The 15,813-nt window shown below is 44.5% G+C and carries 15 protein-coding genes; 11 read left to right on the top strand and 4 right to left on the bottom strand.

What is annotated here, in order from left to right; translation table 11 throughout:
• Positions 1–10 precede the first annotated feature (10 nt).
• The 8 genes from FTV31_RS01175 to FTV31_RS01140 all read left to right on the top strand — a co-directional run bounded on the left by FTV31_RS01175 (position 11) and on the right by FTV31_RS01140 (position 10,564).
• A complete protein-coding gene (locus tag FTV31_RS01175; RefSeq protein WP_180012721.1) occupies positions 11–2,053 on the top strand; it encodes a site-specific recombinase in 2,043 nt (680 codons plus the stop codon).
• 158 nt (positions 2,054–2,211) lie between these two features.
• Complete coding sequence (locus FTV31_RS01170) at positions 2,212–2,814, top strand: phosphatase PAP2 family protein (RefSeq protein ID WP_180012720.1); 603 nt, start codon at positions 2,212–2,214, stop codon at positions 2,812–2,814.
• A 35-nt stretch (positions 2,815–2,849) separates the two neighbouring features.
• On the top strand, positions 2,850–4,118 hold the full coding sequence (locus tag FTV31_RS01165; protein WP_034170140.1) for an efflux RND transporter periplasmic adaptor subunit: 1,269 nt from the start codon (positions 2,850–2,852) through the stop codon (positions 4,116–4,118).
• Positions 4,119–4,131: 13 nt separating this feature from the next.
• Positions 4,132–7,308, top strand: a complete 3,177-nt coding sequence (locus FTV31_RS01160; protein ID WP_180012719.1) for an efflux RND transporter permease subunit — start codon at positions 4,132–4,134, stop codon at positions 7,306–7,308.
• Positions 7,308–8,774: a multidrug efflux RND transporter AdeIJK outer membrane channel subunit AdeK gene (gene adeK, locus FTV31_RS01155; protein WP_180012718.1), complete on the top strand. Its 1,467-nt coding sequence runs from the start codon at positions 7,308–7,310 to the stop codon at positions 8,772–8,774. Before FTV31_RS01160 ends, adeK begins: the two co-directional genes overlap by 1 nt.
• 137 nt (positions 8,775–8,911) lie before the next feature.
• Positions 8,912–9,709, top strand: a complete 798-nt coding sequence (locus FTV31_RS01150; protein WP_159123400.1) for an RsiV family protein — start codon at positions 8,912–8,914, stop codon at positions 9,707–9,709.
• Between the two features lie 57 nt (positions 9,710–9,766).
• The gene (locus tag FTV31_RS01145) at positions 9,767–10,123 is read left to right on the top strand and encodes a YbjQ family protein (protein ID WP_180012717.1); all 357 of its coding nucleotides are present in this window, start codon (positions 9,767–9,769) and stop codon (positions 10,121–10,123) included.
• A 3-nt stretch (positions 10,124–10,126) separates the two neighbouring features.
• On the top strand, positions 10,127–10,564 hold the full coding sequence (locus FTV31_RS01140; RefSeq protein WP_180012716.1) for a YbjQ family protein: 438 nt from the start codon (positions 10,127–10,129) through the stop codon (positions 10,562–10,564).
• Here FTV31_RS01140 and def read toward each other — a convergent pair whose 3' ends face one another.
• Complete coding sequence (gene def / locus FTV31_RS01135) at positions 10,565–11,053, bottom strand: peptide deformylase (protein ID WP_180012715.1); 489 nt, start codon at positions 11,051–11,053, stop codon at positions 10,565–10,567. It abuts the gene before it with no gap.
• A 316-nt stretch (positions 11,054–11,369) separates the two neighbouring features.
• On the opposite strand from def, the gene FTV31_RS01130 reads away from it, so the two are divergent.
• Positions 11,370–12,647, top strand: a complete 1,278-nt coding sequence (locus FTV31_RS01130) for an MFS transporter (RefSeq protein WP_180012714.1) — start codon at positions 11,370–11,372, stop codon at positions 12,645–12,647.
• Positions 12,648–12,700: 53 nt separating this feature from the next.
• On the opposite strand, the gene FTV31_RS01125 is transcribed toward FTV31_RS01130, so the two are convergent.
• Together FTV31_RS01125 and FTV31_RS01120 are read right to left on the bottom strand one after the other, a co-directional pair.
• The gene (locus FTV31_RS01125; protein WP_005236909.1) at positions 12,701–13,198 is read right to left on the bottom strand and encodes a DUF2505 family protein; all 498 of its coding nucleotides are present in this window, start codon (positions 13,196–13,198) and stop codon (positions 12,701–12,703) included.
• 138 nt (positions 13,199–13,336) lie between these two features.
• The gene (locus FTV31_RS01120; RefSeq protein ID WP_004784921.1) at positions 13,337–13,609 is read right to left on the bottom strand and encodes a hypothetical protein; all 273 of its coding nucleotides are present in this window, start codon (positions 13,607–13,609) and stop codon (positions 13,337–13,339) included.
• A gap of 154 nt (positions 13,610–13,763) precedes the next feature.
• Between FTV31_RS01120 and FTV31_RS01115 the strand changes: the two genes are divergently transcribed.
• Positions 13,764–14,645, top strand: a complete 882-nt coding sequence (locus FTV31_RS01115; RefSeq protein ID WP_180012713.1) for an alpha/beta fold hydrolase — start codon at positions 13,764–13,766, stop codon at positions 14,643–14,645.
• 34 nt (positions 14,646–14,679) lie between these two features.
• On the opposite strand, the gene FTV31_RS01110 is transcribed toward FTV31_RS01115, so the two are convergent.
• Complete coding sequence (locus FTV31_RS01110; RefSeq protein WP_180012805.1) at positions 14,680–15,165, bottom strand: hypothetical protein; 486 nt, start codon at positions 15,163–15,165, stop codon at positions 14,680–14,682.
• Positions 15,166–15,480: 315 nt separating this feature from the next.
• On the opposite strand from FTV31_RS01110, the gene FTV31_RS01105 reads away from it, so the two are divergent.
• Positions 15,481–15,813: transposase family protein (locus FTV31_RS01105; RefSeq protein WP_180012712.1), on the top strand; the 333-nt coding region annotated here is incomplete at its 3' end.

Raw genomic sequence — 15,813 nt, 5'->3', positions numbered from 1 at the left:
TACCTCACCTATGCATATTAATTTTCTTGATATTTTTCAAAGCATGCAGCACCAGCTTGAACAACCCCAAGCGGTGCTGGATGAGAATCTGCTCATCCAACTTGTAGAACGTATACGCCCAGAAGACAGCAGAAATACAGAAGAAATCGAAACAAAATTTAATGCATTTATCCGGGCTTTATTGCTTACTCCCAATGCAGTCTTAACTTTACAAAGTTTCACTTTAAGAATTATCAACCGCTATAAACAAGCCAGCCTGTTTTCCGATACTGGGATTCTTTCTCTAGATGGTTTCTGGAACCAGCTGAATCAGCGGATCGGGGCGCATATCCTGCCGGTGATTCCAGATCATCTGCAGCTTCAGGAATTGTTCCGCAAGATTTTCTATTTGCGTACCGATAAATACTGGCTGGATTATTTTGATGAAGCAGACTGGCAGCGACTTTTTGCTGTTGTAAATCAGGGTCATTCTAATCAGGTAGAAAAAACCCGAATCAAAGATCAGATCATTAAAGCACTAACCATTCTGTCCTACCGGGTGAGTGGGATCGGTCTGCATCCTGAATTTATTAATGCCCAGCCTGAGCTCATGGAATATGAATCACCTTTTCTGGTGCAAAACCGTGAGATCATTGAGTTTATCCAGGAATATAAAAAACGCTATAACACCGTAGAACTGGTGGATGCGATTACACCGCCAGATGCTTCCCAAGCTCTGGTCATGCTAGAGCAGTGTCATGATGTTGTCGCCAAAATTCGCCGCTCTACCAAACGGATTGGGGTCAGTGTTAGCCTGACTTACATGTTGGCTTTACTGGAACAATGTCTGGAACGGATTGAAATTCTGCTGAATATGGTGCTGGATGACGATGATTTACGTTATCAATCTATAGGCCTGTTTATCGCAGATATTACTGAAGCGATTTATAGTGAACGCAGTGTGCGTGCTTTACTGACCACCAATAGTGAACTCTTGGCTTTACAGGTGACTGAAAATGCCAGCAAGACCGGTGAACATTATGTAAGTACCGACAAGAAAGGCTTTCTGGCTATGTACAAATCGGCAGCCGGTGCCGGTGTCATCATTGCCTTTATGGCTTCGCTGAAAGTCTTAATGACGCGTGTCACTATGGCACCTTTAATGCAAGCCTTTAGCTATAGCATGAACTATTCGCTCGGTTTTATGCTAATTCATGTACTGCACTTTACCGTTGCGACCAAACAACCGGCAATGACCGCAGCTGCACTGGCTTCTACCGTACAGCAGCGTAAGGGTTCGAAAACTGCCCAGATTGCTGAACTGGCTGCCCTGATTGTGAATATTATCCGGACCCAGTTTGTGGCAATTCTTGGAAATATTTCGATTGCCATTCCGGTCGCGGCCTTGATTGCTTTTTTCTGGGATGCCGCATTGCATGAACCGTTGATGAATCATGCCAAAGCAGCCAAAACCCTGCATGACCTGAATCCCTTTACCTCTCTGGCTATTCCACATGCGGCCATTGCTGGGGTCTGTCTATTCCTGTCAGGTTTGCTGGCGGGTTATTTTGACAATATGGCAGTGTATCGCAAGGTCGGTCCTCGTCTGAGAGCTCATGTTCGCCTGTCGCAACTCATGGGACAAGAACGTTTGCATCGATTTGCCGATTATATTGAGCGTAATTTAGGGGCACTGGCGGGTAATTTTATTTTTGGGGTTATGCTGGGCAGTATGGGTACCATCGGTTTCATTCTTGGCTTGCCTTTAGATATTCGTCATATTGCCTTTGCCTCTGCCAACTTTATCCAAGGACTGATCAATATTAATGGTCCAGATATTGGACTCATTATCATCTCTTTCCTGGGTGTTCTGCTGATTGGTCTGACTAACCTTTTTGTAAGTTTCAGCCTGACCATTATTGTGGCATTACGCGCACGACGGGTGCGTTTCGAACAGTGGAAACCGCTCGCCAAACTGGTCATGACCCATTTCCTGACTCGCCCAAGTGAGTTTTTCTGGCCGCCGAAGCAAACCATTGAAATTGACGAAAATCATACATCCACAAAACTGTAAAATTGCGAGAATATTTGGGCATTTAGTACAAAATCCCATAAATAAAAAATGGAATTTGCATAAAATACGCACTCTTGAAAAAAAGTGTACTGGCAAGTACACTTTAGCGCAGACAGTTAACCGGTTGAATAACGGTTAAAAGGACAAGGATTTTTGGCATGCATTACTTGTTACTTATTGTCGGAATTTTATTTTTAATTTTCAGTGTGTTATTTCTTGATATTGCAACTTTAAGCCAGTTAGATGTGCTTGCAATAGAATGGATTAGCGGCTATCGCACAGAATTTTTAAATCAAATTAATCAGTCCTTATCAGTGATAGGTGGCATGCCATTTGTATTATTTTTATCCACACTATGGTGTATTTTTCTACTGTGGTATAAAAAGCATGCAAGCGTAATTTTTATATGTATCGGAATTATCGGAGGAATTCTCCTAGGCTGGCTTTTAAAATTCAGTATTGCCCGATCTCGACCAGCAGAGTCTTTTCATCTGGTTGAAAGCTATGGAAGCTCCTTCCCGAGTGCCCATAGCGTCTATGCAGCCTGTCTCGGCTGTCTGGCAATATTCATATATCGGCAACATCCCCGACATACCATCATCTGGATGGGTGCAGGTGCATGGATGCTGATTATGGGTATTTCAAGAGTTTATCTAGGTGTACATTTTCCTTCAGATGTCATATCCGGCTGGAGTATAAGTTTTATTTGGATTTCGTTGTGGTATATGGTCTGGATCAGATATTGCACGGTTCACAAATAAAAAAATTTAGATAAGAATCCAATTGAGGTGGAACAATGATGTCTGCAAAGCTTTGGGCACCCGCCCTGACTGCTTGCGCATTAGCAACAAGTCTTGCACTTGTTGGTTGTAGCAAAGATCCTAAAGAGGGCCAGCAAGCTGGTGCTCAGCAGCAAATGCCACCGACTGAAGTCGGTATTCTTGTTGCACAGCCACAAAGTGTCGAGCAGTCTGTAGAGCTCTCAGGTCGTACAACAGCATTTGAGATTTCTGAAGTACGTCCACAGGCTAGTGGTGTGGTGCTTAAACGCTTATTCACTGAAGGTAGCTATGTCCGTGAAGGTCAGGCGCTGTATGAAATCGATTCAAGCACTAACCGTACTACTGTCGATAATGCTCGTGCTGCGATTGCCCGTGCTGAAGCGAATTTAGGTGTATTGCGTGTTAAAGAAGGCCGTTACCGTCAACTGGTCGGTACCAATGCCATTTCTAAACAGGAATACGATGACATCGCAGCACAGGTCAAACTGGCTGAAGCTGATTTGAATGCCAACCGTGCAACTTTACGTAATGCTGAAATCAACCTGGGCTATTCAACCGTACGTGCACCGATTTCTGGTCAGACCAACCGTTCTTCGATTACGGCGGGTGCTTTAGTGACTGCAAATCAGACAGAACCACTGGTTACGATCCAGCGTCTAGATCCAATCTATGTAGATATCAACCAATCTAGTGCTGAACTGCTGCGCTTGCGTCAACAGCTAAGCAAAGGCAACCTCAACAGCTCAAACAACACCAAAGTAAAGTTAAAGCTTGAAGATGGCAGCATCTACCCAGTTGAAGGCCGTCTGGCATTCTCGGATGCCAGCGTGAACCCTGAAACAGGTACTGTGACTTTACGTGCGGTATTCCCGAACAAAAACCATTTACTTCTGCCAGGTATGTTTGCCACAGCGCAAATCGTACAAGGCGAAATTCCAAATGCTTTCCTGATTCCACAAGCGGCGTTAACCCGTACGCCTACTGGTCAGGCCATGGCGATGCTGGTGGGTGCTGACAATAAAGTAACTCCACGTCCAGTAACGACAGTCGGTACTCAAGGTAGTAACTGGATCGTAACCGAAGGTTTGAATCCGGGTGATAAAGTGATTGTTGATGGTATTGCCAAGGTAAAACCTGAACAGCAAGTGGTGCCTAAACCTTATCAACCTCAAGCAGCGGCCCCACAAGGTGCTGCTCCAGCTGCACAACAACCTGCAGCAGATGCAAAAAAGGCAGATGATGCAAAGAAACAACCTGAACAAAAACCTGCTGCAAATGCATAAGGAGTAATGGTTCATGGCTCAATTCTTTATCCATCGCCCGATTTTTGCATGGGTGATTGCATTGGTAATTATGCTGGCGGGTATTTTAACCATCAGCAAAATGCCAATTGCTCAGTATCCGACGATCGCGCCACCAACAGTGACCATTTCTGCGACTTATCCGGGTGCATCTGCAGCGACTGTAGAAAATACAGTAACGCAGATCATCGAGCAGCAGATGAACGGTCTGGATGGCTTGCGTTATATTTCCTCGAACAGTGCCGGTAACGGTCAGGCATCCATCGCCTTAAACTTTGAACAAGGTGTCGATCCTGATATTGCACAGGTTCAGGTACAAAACAAGTTACAGTCAGCGACTGCACTTTTACCGGATGATGTACAACGTCAAGGTGTACGTGTGACCAAATCTGGTGCCAGCTTCCTTCAGGTATTAGCCTTCTATTCTCCTGATGGCAGCCTGACTGCAGATGACATTAAAGACTATGTGAACTCAAATATTTCTGAACCTTTAAGCCGTGTGGCCGGGGTTGGTGAAGTTCAGGTCTTTGGTGGCTCTTATGCAATGCGTATCTGGCTGGATCCGGCCAAAATGGCTAGTCTGCAAGTGACTCCAAGTGATGTGGCTCAGGCAATCCGCACCCAGAACGCTCAGGTGGCTGTCGGTCAATTAGGTGGTGCGCCACAGATTGAAGGTCAGGTGCTGAATGCGACGGTGAATGCGCAAAGTCTGCTGCAAACACCTGAACAGTTCGAAAACATCTTCCTGAAAAATACCACTTCAGGTGCTCAAGTCCGTCTGGGCGATGTCGCACGTGTAGAACTGGGTGCAGACAACTACCAGTTTGATTCTAAATTCAACGGTAAACCGGCTGGCGGTGTTGCGATTAAACTTGCAACTGGTGCCAATGCACTGGATACCGCTGAAGCAGTTGAAGAACGTTTAAAACAGTTACGTCCTAACTATCCTCAAGGGATGGTGGATACACTGGCATTTGATACCACACCATTCATTCAGTTATCGATTGAATCGGTGGTTCACACTCTCATTGAAGCAGTCATTCTGGTCTTCATCGTTATGTTCCTGTTCTTGCAGAACTGGCGCGCAACGATTATTCCAACCATGGCCGTTCCAGTGGTTGTATTAGGTACTTTTGCAATCATTAATATTTTCGGTTTCTCGATCAATACCTTAACCATGTTTGCGATGGTACTGGCGATTGGTCTGCTGGTCGATGATGCGATCGTTGTGGTTGAAAACGTTGAACGTGTCATGGCTGAAGAGCATCTTGATCCTGTGAGCGCGACTGAAAAGTCGATGAAACAGATCTCTGGTGCGCTGATCGGTATTACCTCTGTACTGTCTGCAGTATTCGTACCAATGGCATTCTTTGGTGGTTCTACAGGGGTTATCTATCGTCAGTTCTCAATCACGCTGGTCACAGCAATGGTTCTGTCACTGGTGGTGGCCTTAACCTTTACCCCTGCCCTGTGTGCGACCATTCTGAAACAGCATGATCCGAACAAGCCGCAAAGTAACAATCCGGCTGCGCGTTTCTTCCGCTGGTTTAACCATAGCTTTGACCGTGTTTCTGTGAAATATCAGGGCGGCGTCAATCGTATGACACACCACAAGATTTTCTCCGGTATCATCTATGCGGTGGTGATCGGGATTATTGTGCTGATCTTCCAGAAACTGCCTTCTTCATTCTTACCTGATGAAGACCAAGGTGTCGTGATGACGCTGGTACAGTTGCCACCAAATGCAACCCTGGAACGTACCGATAAAGTCATCAACACCATGACTGGCTACTTCCTGGAAAATGAAAAAGATCATGTCCAATCTGTCTTTAGTGTGGCTGGTTTCTCATTCACAGGTGTAGGTCAAAACGCTGGTCTGGCATTTATCAAGCTAAAAGACTGGTCTGAACGTACCACACCAGAATCACAGGTCGGTGCAATTATCCAGCGTGGTATGGCACTGAACATGATTGTGAAAGATGCGTCTTACATCATGCCGTTACAATTGCCAGCGATGCCTGAACTGGGTGTATCTGCCGGCTTTAACATGCAGTTAAAAGCAGCAAGTGGTCAAAGCCATGAGCAACTTTTAGCAGCGCGTAATACTGTTCTGGGTCTGGCTGCACAAGACAAACGTCTTGCAGGTGTCCGTCCAAATGGTCAGGAAGATAACCCGCAGTACCGTGTGATTGTCGATCATGCACAAGCCGGTGCTTTAGGTGTCAGCATTTCTGAAATTAACAGCACCATGAGCATGGCGTGGGGTGGTTCGTACATCAACGACTTCCTTGACCGTGGTCGTGTGAAAAAAGTGTACGTTCAGGGTGAAGCCAGCTCTCGTATGATGCCGGAAGACCTGAACCAGTGGTATGTTCGTAACAACCGTGGCGAAATGGTACCGTTCTCGGCATTCGCAACCGGTGAATGGACCTATGGTTCGCCTCGTCTAGAACGCTATAACGGCGTATCTGCAATGAACATTCAGGGTACACCGGCACCGGGCGTGAGCTCAGGTGATGCAATGCGTGCGATGGAAGAAATCATTGCCAAGCTTCCTGAAATGGGCATGCAAGGTTTCGACTATGAATGGACGGGTCTGTCTCTGGAAGAACGTGAGTCTGGCACACAGGCACCATTCTTGTACGCGCTTTCACTGTTGATCGTGTTCCTGTGTCTGGCTGCATTGTATGAAAGCTGGTCAATTCCATTCTCGGTTCTTCTGGTTGTACCATTAGGCATCGTGGGTGCATTACTATTGACCTTTGGCGGTATGATTCTGTTTAAAGACCCGAACCTGTCGAATAACATCTACTTCCAGGTAGCGATTATTGCCGTAATTGGTCTTTCTGCGAAAAATGCAATCTTGATTGTGGAATTCGCCAAAGAGCTGCAGGAACAAGGCGAAGAGTTGTTTGATGCGACCCTGCATGCAGCAAAAATGCGTTTACGTCCAATTATCATGACCACCCTTGCCTTCGGTTTTGGTGTACTTCCACTAGCACTTGCTTCAGGCGCCGGTGCCGGTAGCCAGCACTCTGTCGGTTATGGTGTCCTTGGTGGTGTAATCAGTTCGACTCTTTTAGGTATCTTCTTTATTCCTGTATTCTACGTGTGGATTCGAAGTATCTTTAAATACAAACCAAAACAACAAAATCAGGAGTACAAGTCGTAATGCAAAATATATGGTCTATTACAGGTCGTAGCATTGCGGTATCTGCCCTCGCGCTTGCTTTGACTGCATGTCAAAGCATGCGTGGCCCAGAGCCCCTTGCAGAGGCAAATATCCCAAGCAGTTATACCAATGCTTCAGGTACTTCTGTAGCAGAACAGGGTTATAAAGAATTCTTTGCTGACCAGCGCCTGTTACAGGTACTGGACTTGGCATTGACCAATAACCGTGATTTGCGTACTGCCGCATTAAACATTCAACGTGCCCAACAGGCTTATCAGATTTCTGAAAATGACCGCCTGCCAACCATTGGTGCGAGCGGCAGCGTGTTACGTCAGGATACTGGCAGTAACAACCCGCAAAGCCGTGGCGCTGTAACGACTTACAACGTTGGTCTGGGTGTAACTGCATTTGAGCTAGATTTCTGGGGTCGTGTGCGTAGCTTGCGTGACAATGCTTTAGATACTTATCTGGCGACTCAAAGTGCGCGTGATGCGACTCAGATTTCCCTGATCGGTCAGGTAGCCCAAGCATGGCTCAGTTACTCATTTGCCAATGCCAATCTGGCACTGGCTGAGCAAACACTGAAAGCCCAGCTTGAATCCTATAACCTAAACAAGAAACGTTTTGATGTGGGAATCGATAGCGAACTTCCAGTACGTCAGGCACAGATTTCTGTTGAAACTGCACGTAATGATGTTGCCAACTATCGCACCCAGGTGGCTCAGGCACAAAACCTGCTAAATCTACTTGTAGGTCAACCTGTACCGGCCAACCTGTTACCGGCACAACGTGTTACCCGCATTACCTCTAATGCGGCACTAGGTGCAGGTTTACCAAGTGATCTGCTGATTAACCGTCCGGATGTACGTGCAGCTGAATATCGTCTGTCTGCTGCAGGTGCCAATATTGGTGCTGCCCGTGCGCGTCTGTACCCAACCATCAGCCTGACGGGTTCTGCAGGTTTTGCATCTGCGGATCTGGGTGATCTGTTCAAATCTGGCAGTTTTGCGTGGTCTGTAGGCCCAAGTCTGGATATTCCAATCTTCGATTGGGGTACACGTCAGGCGAATATCCGTATTTCCGAAACAGATCAGCAAATTGCGCTGTCAGATTACGAAAAATCAATTCAGACTGCATTCCGTGAAGTGAATGATGCCCTAGCGGTACGTCAGAATATTGGTGACCGTATTGCTGCTCAACGCCGTCTGGTCGATGCAACTAATACCACTTACCGTCTGTCTCTAGCACGTTTCCGTGCCGGTATTGACAGCTATCTGACTGTACTGGATGCACAACGTGCTTCATATGCAGCAGAACAAGGTTTGTTATTACTTGAACAGGCGAATCTGAACAGCCAGGTTGAGCTGTACAAGAGTCTTGGTGGTGGTTTGAAAGTTAACACTTCAGACACCGTACCGTATCGCCCGTCTGTGACCGAACAGCGTCGTGCGGAACAGGCAAAATAAGCTTAATCTCTTTTTCAGAAAAGCTCACTTCGGTGGGCTTTTTTTATACGTTGGTCCAATAGCCGATATATTTTATTGAATCAAGAAATCTGTATACTCAATTGGATGAGACTTAACACTTTATAAAATGTAAATCGATGAAAAAAATATTGTTATCTGCCTTGGTAAGTTCAATTTTCTTAACCGCATGCCAACAAAAAAATACAGTAGATTCAAAACCTGAACCAACAGCGGAAACCGTCGCTGAAAAAGAAAGCTTACCGTTGATTAAGGCTAAAACTGAACGTGTACAGCTCAGTAAAAATGAAGTATGCCATCCAGCCAGTGAGGATGAGTTTGCCAGTTGCACTAAATATCATCTGCAAACAGTGAAAACGAATGTAAATTGGTTAAACCAATATTTTTTGGAGCGTTTACAAAAAGACCATGCTGAAGCTTTCGACAAATCACCTGCTGTAGAGGTCACTCTTGATCCTGAAATGCCATCAACCAACTACAGTACCACTGCTGTACGTTATATCGGTCAGCATTACAATATCGCAAACTTTACATACTTTTCCGAATATTACCCAGCAGGCGCTGCACATGGTATGCATCATAGTGACTACGTTATTTTTGATCTCAATACCAAGCAGCGTTTAAGCCTGAATGATATTTTGGCACCTGCAAGCAAAGAAAAACTCAAAACTGAACTTTACGAACATAATCGTGAGTGGCTTGAACAACATCATATTGAGCAAAATGCATTTGAAGTAAGTGATAATTTCTATTTCAATGCCAATGGAATTGTATTTGTCTATCCATTGTATGAATTGGCTTCTTATGCAGAAGGTATTACTGAACTTGAACTTCCCTATTGGTCAGCTCAAGGGGTGATCCAAACAAAGTATTTACCCCAGCTGCCTGAGTCATCTGAAGAAATTTATAATGACTAAATTATCTATTTTAAGTGTAATAATAATCAAAGTATTTTTTCTAATTTAGGGATATGAATGTTACTAAGCAATCTGGAATCTGTACCGGGACATACCATTCGCCAGCAAATCGATGTGGTCTATGGCAGTACTGTGCGCAGTAAGCATGTTGGACGTGATTTATTGGCCGGCCTGAAAAATATTGTCGGTGGCGAGTTGACCGCTTATACCGAATTACTGGAAGAATCCCGTCAGGAAGCCATGAACCGGATGATTGAAAAAGCTCGCAGTATGGGTGCCAATGCGATTGTGGGTATTCGTTTTTCTACCTCAAATATTGCCCAAGGTGCTTCTGAACTGTTTGTTTATGGCACAGCAGTCATCGTTGATCCAGTCATGCCTAAACTGCCTGATCCATTTTCACAGGCGAACTAATGCATGGACGGATTGATTATACAGATTGTCATTTTTGCCATTCTGTTCAGTGTGGGTTTCGGTTTTGGTCGCTATAACGAGCGCAAGCATCTGCAATATCTGGATGAACAGGAACAGCGTTTGGCTTATATCCAGGTCAATAATAGCCGTTTCATCGAATCTACATTCCCCGGCCATATGATCAGCAGCAATGTGGTGATTTCACATGATTACTTTAAATATGCGATTGCTAATGTGCAAAACATGTTAGGTGGTCGTTTGACCAGTTATGAGAGTGTCGTTGAACGGGCACGACGTGAAGCTATAGTACGGTTAAAACTGGAAGCAGAAAAAATGGGTGCTGACCAGATTATGGGAATCCGCCTCAGTACGACTGAACTTGGCATGCAAGGTGGTATGGTTGAAGTCTTCGCTTATGGCACCGCAATTCAAGCCAAGTAATTATGCTTCTGAAAGCTTCTCTACAAATAAAATTCCATTCAGATGATCAATTTCATGCTGTACAATTCGTGCCGGAAAGCCTTTGAACGACTGAACTATTTCCCTTCCCTCTAAAGTAAAATAACGCACCTGAACCTCTTCTGCTCGAGCTACCCTCCCTCTTTGCTCGGGCACACTTAAACAGCCTTCCTCACCCAATACTTGTGTAGCTGAAGTACTGATAATCTCCGGATTGATCATGGTCACGGCTTCCATATACGGCGCATCCGGATAACGTAAATTGGGCCGTGATGCGACAATAATAATGCGTTTAGACACATAAACTTGGGGCGCTGCAATGCCCACGCCCTGACGTTGTTGCATGGTCTCCATCAAGGCGCTGTTAAATTGCCGCAACCAGTCACTGTCAAATTCAGCCTGTGTGACCAGACTGGCAATTAGGGTTAAAATGGCCTCACCTTGCTGTGCCACCGCCAAGGTATTTGTCATCGCGCTATCCTGCAATTTTTCATCCAATTCTATCTTAGAGGGAAAATTACAGAATGAACATCAGGATAAAATGAATAAATATGTTTAAAAAAGATAAGCTCTGTTTTGAATGATTTTCTGAACTCCAGCTTATTGTTGCCTTAAAGACTTCACCTGAAAGGAAAATAATTAATCAAAACATTCCAAATAATTTTATTCATTTAAATTTTAATAACTTTTAGTTTAGATTAAACAAAGAAAGATTGATTATTCAAGAAAATAACCCTTCTTTAAAATCAGCAATCAAGTCATGGATATTAAATAATGGAACGACTACATGAATGCACAACCCTATCTGAGCCGTGCTGATAAACGCACCCTCGGACTATCGTCCCTAGGTGGCGCACTGGAATTCTATGATTTCGTCATTTATGTGTTCTATGCCAAATTAATTTCCGAACTGTTCTTCCCAAGTACCCTGAGTCCATTTTGGGCCATGCTGAATACCTATGGCATCTTTGCCGCAGGCTATTTCTTCCGTCCACTCGGCGGTGTGGTGATGGCGCATTTTGGGGATCTGATCGGTCGTAAACGACTATTCAGTTTATCCATCTTGCTGATGGCGCTACCGACCCTCATGATCGGGATCATGCCAACCTTTGAAAGTATTGGTTATGCTGCACCATTACTGCTGCTATTGATGCGTGTTATTCAAGGTATTGCGATTGGCGGTGAAATTCCGGCTGCCTGGACCTTTGTGTCAGAGCATGTGCCAGAACGCCGAATTGGGATTGCCAATGGTTTGCTGACTGCCGGCCTATCGCTCGGGATTCTACTTGGTGCCCTAATGTCGCTATTTATTTCACTTCAGTTCACTGAAGCGGAAATCAAAGACTGGGCTTGGCGCGTTCCATTCATTCTAGGTGGGATTTTCGGTTTTATTGCCCTTTACCTGCGCAGTTATTTGAAAGAAACTCCAGTTTTTAAAGCCATGCAAGCTCGAAAAGAGCTTTCTAAAGAATTACCGGTCAAGCAAGTGCTGTTAAGCCACAAAACTGCTGTAGGCATTGGGATGTTATTTACCTGGTTCCTGACCGGCTGTGTGGTGGTCTTGATTCTGGCGATGCCGAATCTGCTGGTGGCTAGTTTTGGCTTCGAACGTGCTGATGCATTCAAAATGCAAAGTGCTGCGATCCTGATGCAAATGCTCGGTTGCATTATTGCGGGTGTACTGGCTGACCGTTTCGGTGCAGGTAAAGTGATTTTGCTTGGCTCTATATTTGTAGCGGTAGTGGCTGGGATTTTTTATCACAGTCTGGGTCATGTTGAAGCGTCAACGGTGTTCATGCTTTACATGTTGCTCGGTTTAAGCTCAGGAACCGTGGGCATGGTGTCTTATAGCATGGTGAAAATGTTCCCGGCACAAATCCGTTTCAGCGGAATTTCATTTTCCTATAATCTGGCCTATGCGATTGCAGGTGGGATTACCTTGCCACTGGTGCAATGGTTAAGCCTGTATAGCAATATTGGCGCCTTGTACTATATCTGGACCGTTTGTCTAGTGACCTTATTCACTGCCCTGCTTTACCGCAGCAAATTTGAAAAAACAACCTAAAATAAAAAAGAGCCTGACTCACAGGCTCTTTTTTTAAGCGTAAAAATACGAGCTTAAGCTTTCAGATTCTTGCGTAGCTCATCTTCCACAATGCTGATCTCGATCTCACTGAATTTACGGATTTCACCTTCGGCATGTTTTTCCAGCATGCCCCCGACCAAAGGCACTTTCACATTCACCGTCCAGTTTAACTGGAACTGGATCTGCTGTTCATCACCTGTAACGGCACGCTGACATTTGGCTTCAATCGGCAGATTGGCACCTAGTTCCACGACTGAAGTCATTTCTTCCAAGTTGCTGACATCGGTACGTTGCAAGCGAAACGCATCTTTTAGCAGTTTTTTTGCAATATCCGGAATTTTGACATCCAGATTGTAGGCACGTTTCAGGGTATACAGATGTCCCTGCTTTTCTGAAACCAGAATTTCCATATTTTGAGCAGGGATCCGATGACAAACCGCTTCATGCAAACTGATGTCATTTGCCAGACGTTTAAACTCATCAATCGAAACACCACGAATAATTGCGTTTACGGTAAACTGGTGGGCCATATCTATTTTCCTTATTTTTATTAGGGGTTATGGACTCAAATTAAGTCAAATGAATCATCTGACAGAGAAGATAAGCTATTTAAGTCAATTTTACATCGGCTGTCATTATTTTTTTATTGAGAAAAATTGGCATTGAGGTCAATGTTTCCAGGCAATTTTTGCAGATATACAGGGTCCACAGCTGAGTAAAAGCTGAACTTCACGATACTCAATAACCGCATGAAATTCTTCTGCCCCATCATCCAGACCAGAAGCATACCAGACCGTGCCCGCAGGAAATTTCTTTAACCAGCTGGCCTTATAAAAATCAGAAACCGAATCAAACTGTAGATAGTGTTCCGGTTCGGCTTCAACCTGAGTCGCCAGAGCCATAAATTTCTGTAATTGTGCCTGATGAAAATCAATCAGCATGAGGCAGCCCTTCCTTTTGTATGAGGCGATTGCATGCCATATTAAGCATAGATGTCATTTTCGACTTGTGAGTTTTGACATCATGACTTAGATCAGATTAAAAATAATATAGATTCACCTCCCCTGATTCAATCCACGTATAAGGATATCCAGTATGCAACAAGGAAAAGTTCAGGTCGAAACCGTGCAGTTTCTGGCAGAAGATGGCTATACCTTAACGGGCAAGCTTTACCGCAGTGAATATGCCAAAGCCAATATTGTCATTGCCTGTGCGACCGGTGTTCCCCAAGCTTTCTATCGACGCTTTGCCGAGTATGCAGCACACGCAGGTTTTCAGGTACTGACTTTTGATTATCGCGGGGTGGCTGATTCTGCACCCAAACGTTTAAAGAATTTCAAAATGTCCTATCTGGACTGGGGACAATATGATCTTAGCGCTGCGATTGATTATCTGAGCCAAACCGGTATGGACATTTATATGATTGGCCACTCCTATGGCGGACAGGCCTTGGGATTAAGCAAATATCATGATCGTATTGAAGCAATGTACTGCTTTGGCACTGGTGCTGGCTGGCATGGTTATATGCCTTTAACTGAAAGAATCAAGGTTCAGGTAATCTGGAATATTGTTTTTCCACCGATGGTGGCAGTGACAGGCTATTTGCCATGGAGCCGTTTAAATATGGGCGCTGACTTGCCACGTGATGTTTATCGTCAGTGGCGAAAATGGTGTAAAAATCCGACCTATTTCTTTGCCGACCCTGAATTGAAAGACCTGCATACCCATTATGCCGCGGTAAAAACACCTATTTATGCCGTAGCCGCGCTTGATGATGCCTGGGCCTTACCTGAATCCAGACAGGCTTTTATGCAACATTATCGTCAGGCTCCGTTGCATTATATCAATATTCAGGCAGCTGATTATGGACTCAAGCACATTGGACATATGGGTTATTTCCGTCAGGGCGCAGAACAGCTCTGGGATGAAGTGCTCACCAAGTTCAGCGAATTACATCAACTCAAATATGCAGCTTGATTTTAGTTTCTAGAGCATTTAAGCATTTAGCTGCTTAAGCATAACGTGCCTGTTGAATATCGGTTCTGATTTCCTGACGGTGTTCCTCGCCGAAACGGTCGACATGGGCATAAAATACCCCATAACGGCCGACATAATATTCCAGTGACTGGTCATAAAAATTCCAGAAAATTGACCATTCGCCTAAATCCATCTGACGGATTTGTGTACCGGTATGCATCGGCATCTTACGGAGCAATTCCTGCTGTAACTGCTCTGCTTCACTGCGGTCCTGAATCTGAACCTGATGTTGGAAAAATAATTGCGCCACATCATCAAACAGTTCCAGCTCATAGGCATCGACCACATGCAATGTTTCCTGAGACTCAGATTGATTCTCTTCAGCATTCCTGGAAATCGGGTCCGCTTTTTCGACACGTTTACTCTTTACATACCGTTGGGTTTTATAGATTTTCATGCCGATAAACCACATCGCATAAATTATCAGGGCTAGACATGAAAAAATCAGGAATTTAAGAATCATTGATCATCTCGTGTGGTTAATTTTATTTTTATCACGGTCTGCCAATTCTTGATTTGGCGATCTTCTTTCAACTTAACACAAGTCTATTTTTTGTACAGAAAACTTGAGGATTTTTTTAGATCTTCTTGGATTTTTTCTTTGGTTGAGCCCTATTTCCTAGTATTTAATTTGAAATGAAAATCTAAAATCTTGTTAAAAATTAGAATTAATTCAAAAGACCAATATTAGATCTCTTTCATAAATCAAAAAACGATCTTCTTTTTGGTTAATATTTGCACTCCGGATTTCTTAGCATTCGTGCATAATCTGCGGATGAAATACATCGATTCAAACAAGCTTTCTGATCCTCAGTTCAAGCGATACACAGGCATCTCATGGTCAACTTTCTATTTGATGGTTGAGCAATTGCAGAAGCATGTCTCTGCCAAAGGCAGACCGCCCAAGTTAAGCCTGGAGGATCAGGTTCTGCTCTGTCTGAGCTATTGGCGGGAATACCGAACCTTATTTCACGTTGCGACGAGTTACGGGGTTTCAGAGCCCACAGCCTCAAGAATTGTCCGTCATGTTGAAGACTGCCTGATTCGGTCCAATCTGTTTAATTTACCCAAAGATTTACCCGAGGGCGAAGGCATCGACTGGAATGTT

Source organism: Acinetobacter sp. YH16031 (assembly GCF_013417335.1).
Lineage (GTDB): Bacteria > Pseudomonadota > Gammaproteobacteria > Pseudomonadales > Moraxellaceae > Acinetobacter.
This window is presented reverse-complemented; position numbering and strand designations above follow the sequence as displayed.

Excerpts from the sequence above, each read along its gene's own strand:
- FTV31_RS01175 (WP_180012721.1), top strand. The coding sequence starts at position 11 with ATGCATATTAATTTTCTTGATATTTTTCAAAGCATGCAGCACCAGCTT.
- FTV31_RS01160 (WP_180012719.1), top strand. The coding sequence starts at position 4,132 with ATGGCTCAATTCTTTATCCATCGCCCGATTTTTGCATGGGTGATTGCA.
- adeK (WP_180012718.1), top strand. The coding sequence starts at position 7,308 with ATGCAAAATATATGGTCTATTACAGGTCGTAGCATTGCGGTATCTGCC.
- FTV31_RS01130 (WP_180012714.1), top strand. The coding sequence starts at position 11,370 with ATGAATGCACAACCCTATCTGAGCCGTGCTGATAAACGCACCCTCGGA.
- FTV31_RS01115 (WP_180012713.1), top strand. The coding sequence starts at position 13,764 with ATGCAACAAGGAAAAGTTCAGGTCGAAACCGTGCAGTTTCTGGCAGAA.
- FTV31_RS01165 (WP_034170140.1), top strand. The coding sequence starts at position 2,850 with ATGATGTCTGCAAAGCTTTGGGCACCCGCCCTGACTGCTTGCGCATTA.
- FTV31_RS01125 (WP_005236909.1), bottom strand. The coding sequence starts at position 13,198 with ATGGCCCACCAGTTTACCGTAAACGCAATTATTCGTGGTGTTTCGATT.
- FTV31_RS01170 (WP_180012720.1), top strand. The coding sequence starts at position 2,212 with ATGCATTACTTGTTACTTATTGTCGGAATTTTATTTTTAATTTTCAGT.
- FTV31_RS01140 (WP_180012716.1), top strand. The coding sequence starts at position 10,127 with ATGGACGGATTGATTATACAGATTGTCATTTTTGCCATTCTGTTCAGT.
- FTV31_RS01120 (WP_004784921.1), bottom strand. The coding sequence starts at position 13,609 with ATGCTGATTGATTTTCATCAGGCACAATTACAGAAATTTATGGCTCTG.
- FTV31_RS01150 (WP_159123400.1), top strand. The coding sequence starts at position 8,912 with ATGAAAAAAATATTGTTATCTGCCTTGGTAAGTTCAATTTTCTTAACC.
- FTV31_RS01145 (WP_180012717.1), top strand. The coding sequence starts at position 9,767 with ATGTTACTAAGCAATCTGGAATCTGTACCGGGACATACCATTCGCCAG.
- def (WP_180012715.1), bottom strand. The coding sequence starts at position 11,053 with ATGACAAATACCTTGGCGGTGGCACAGCAAGGTGAGGCCATTTTAACC.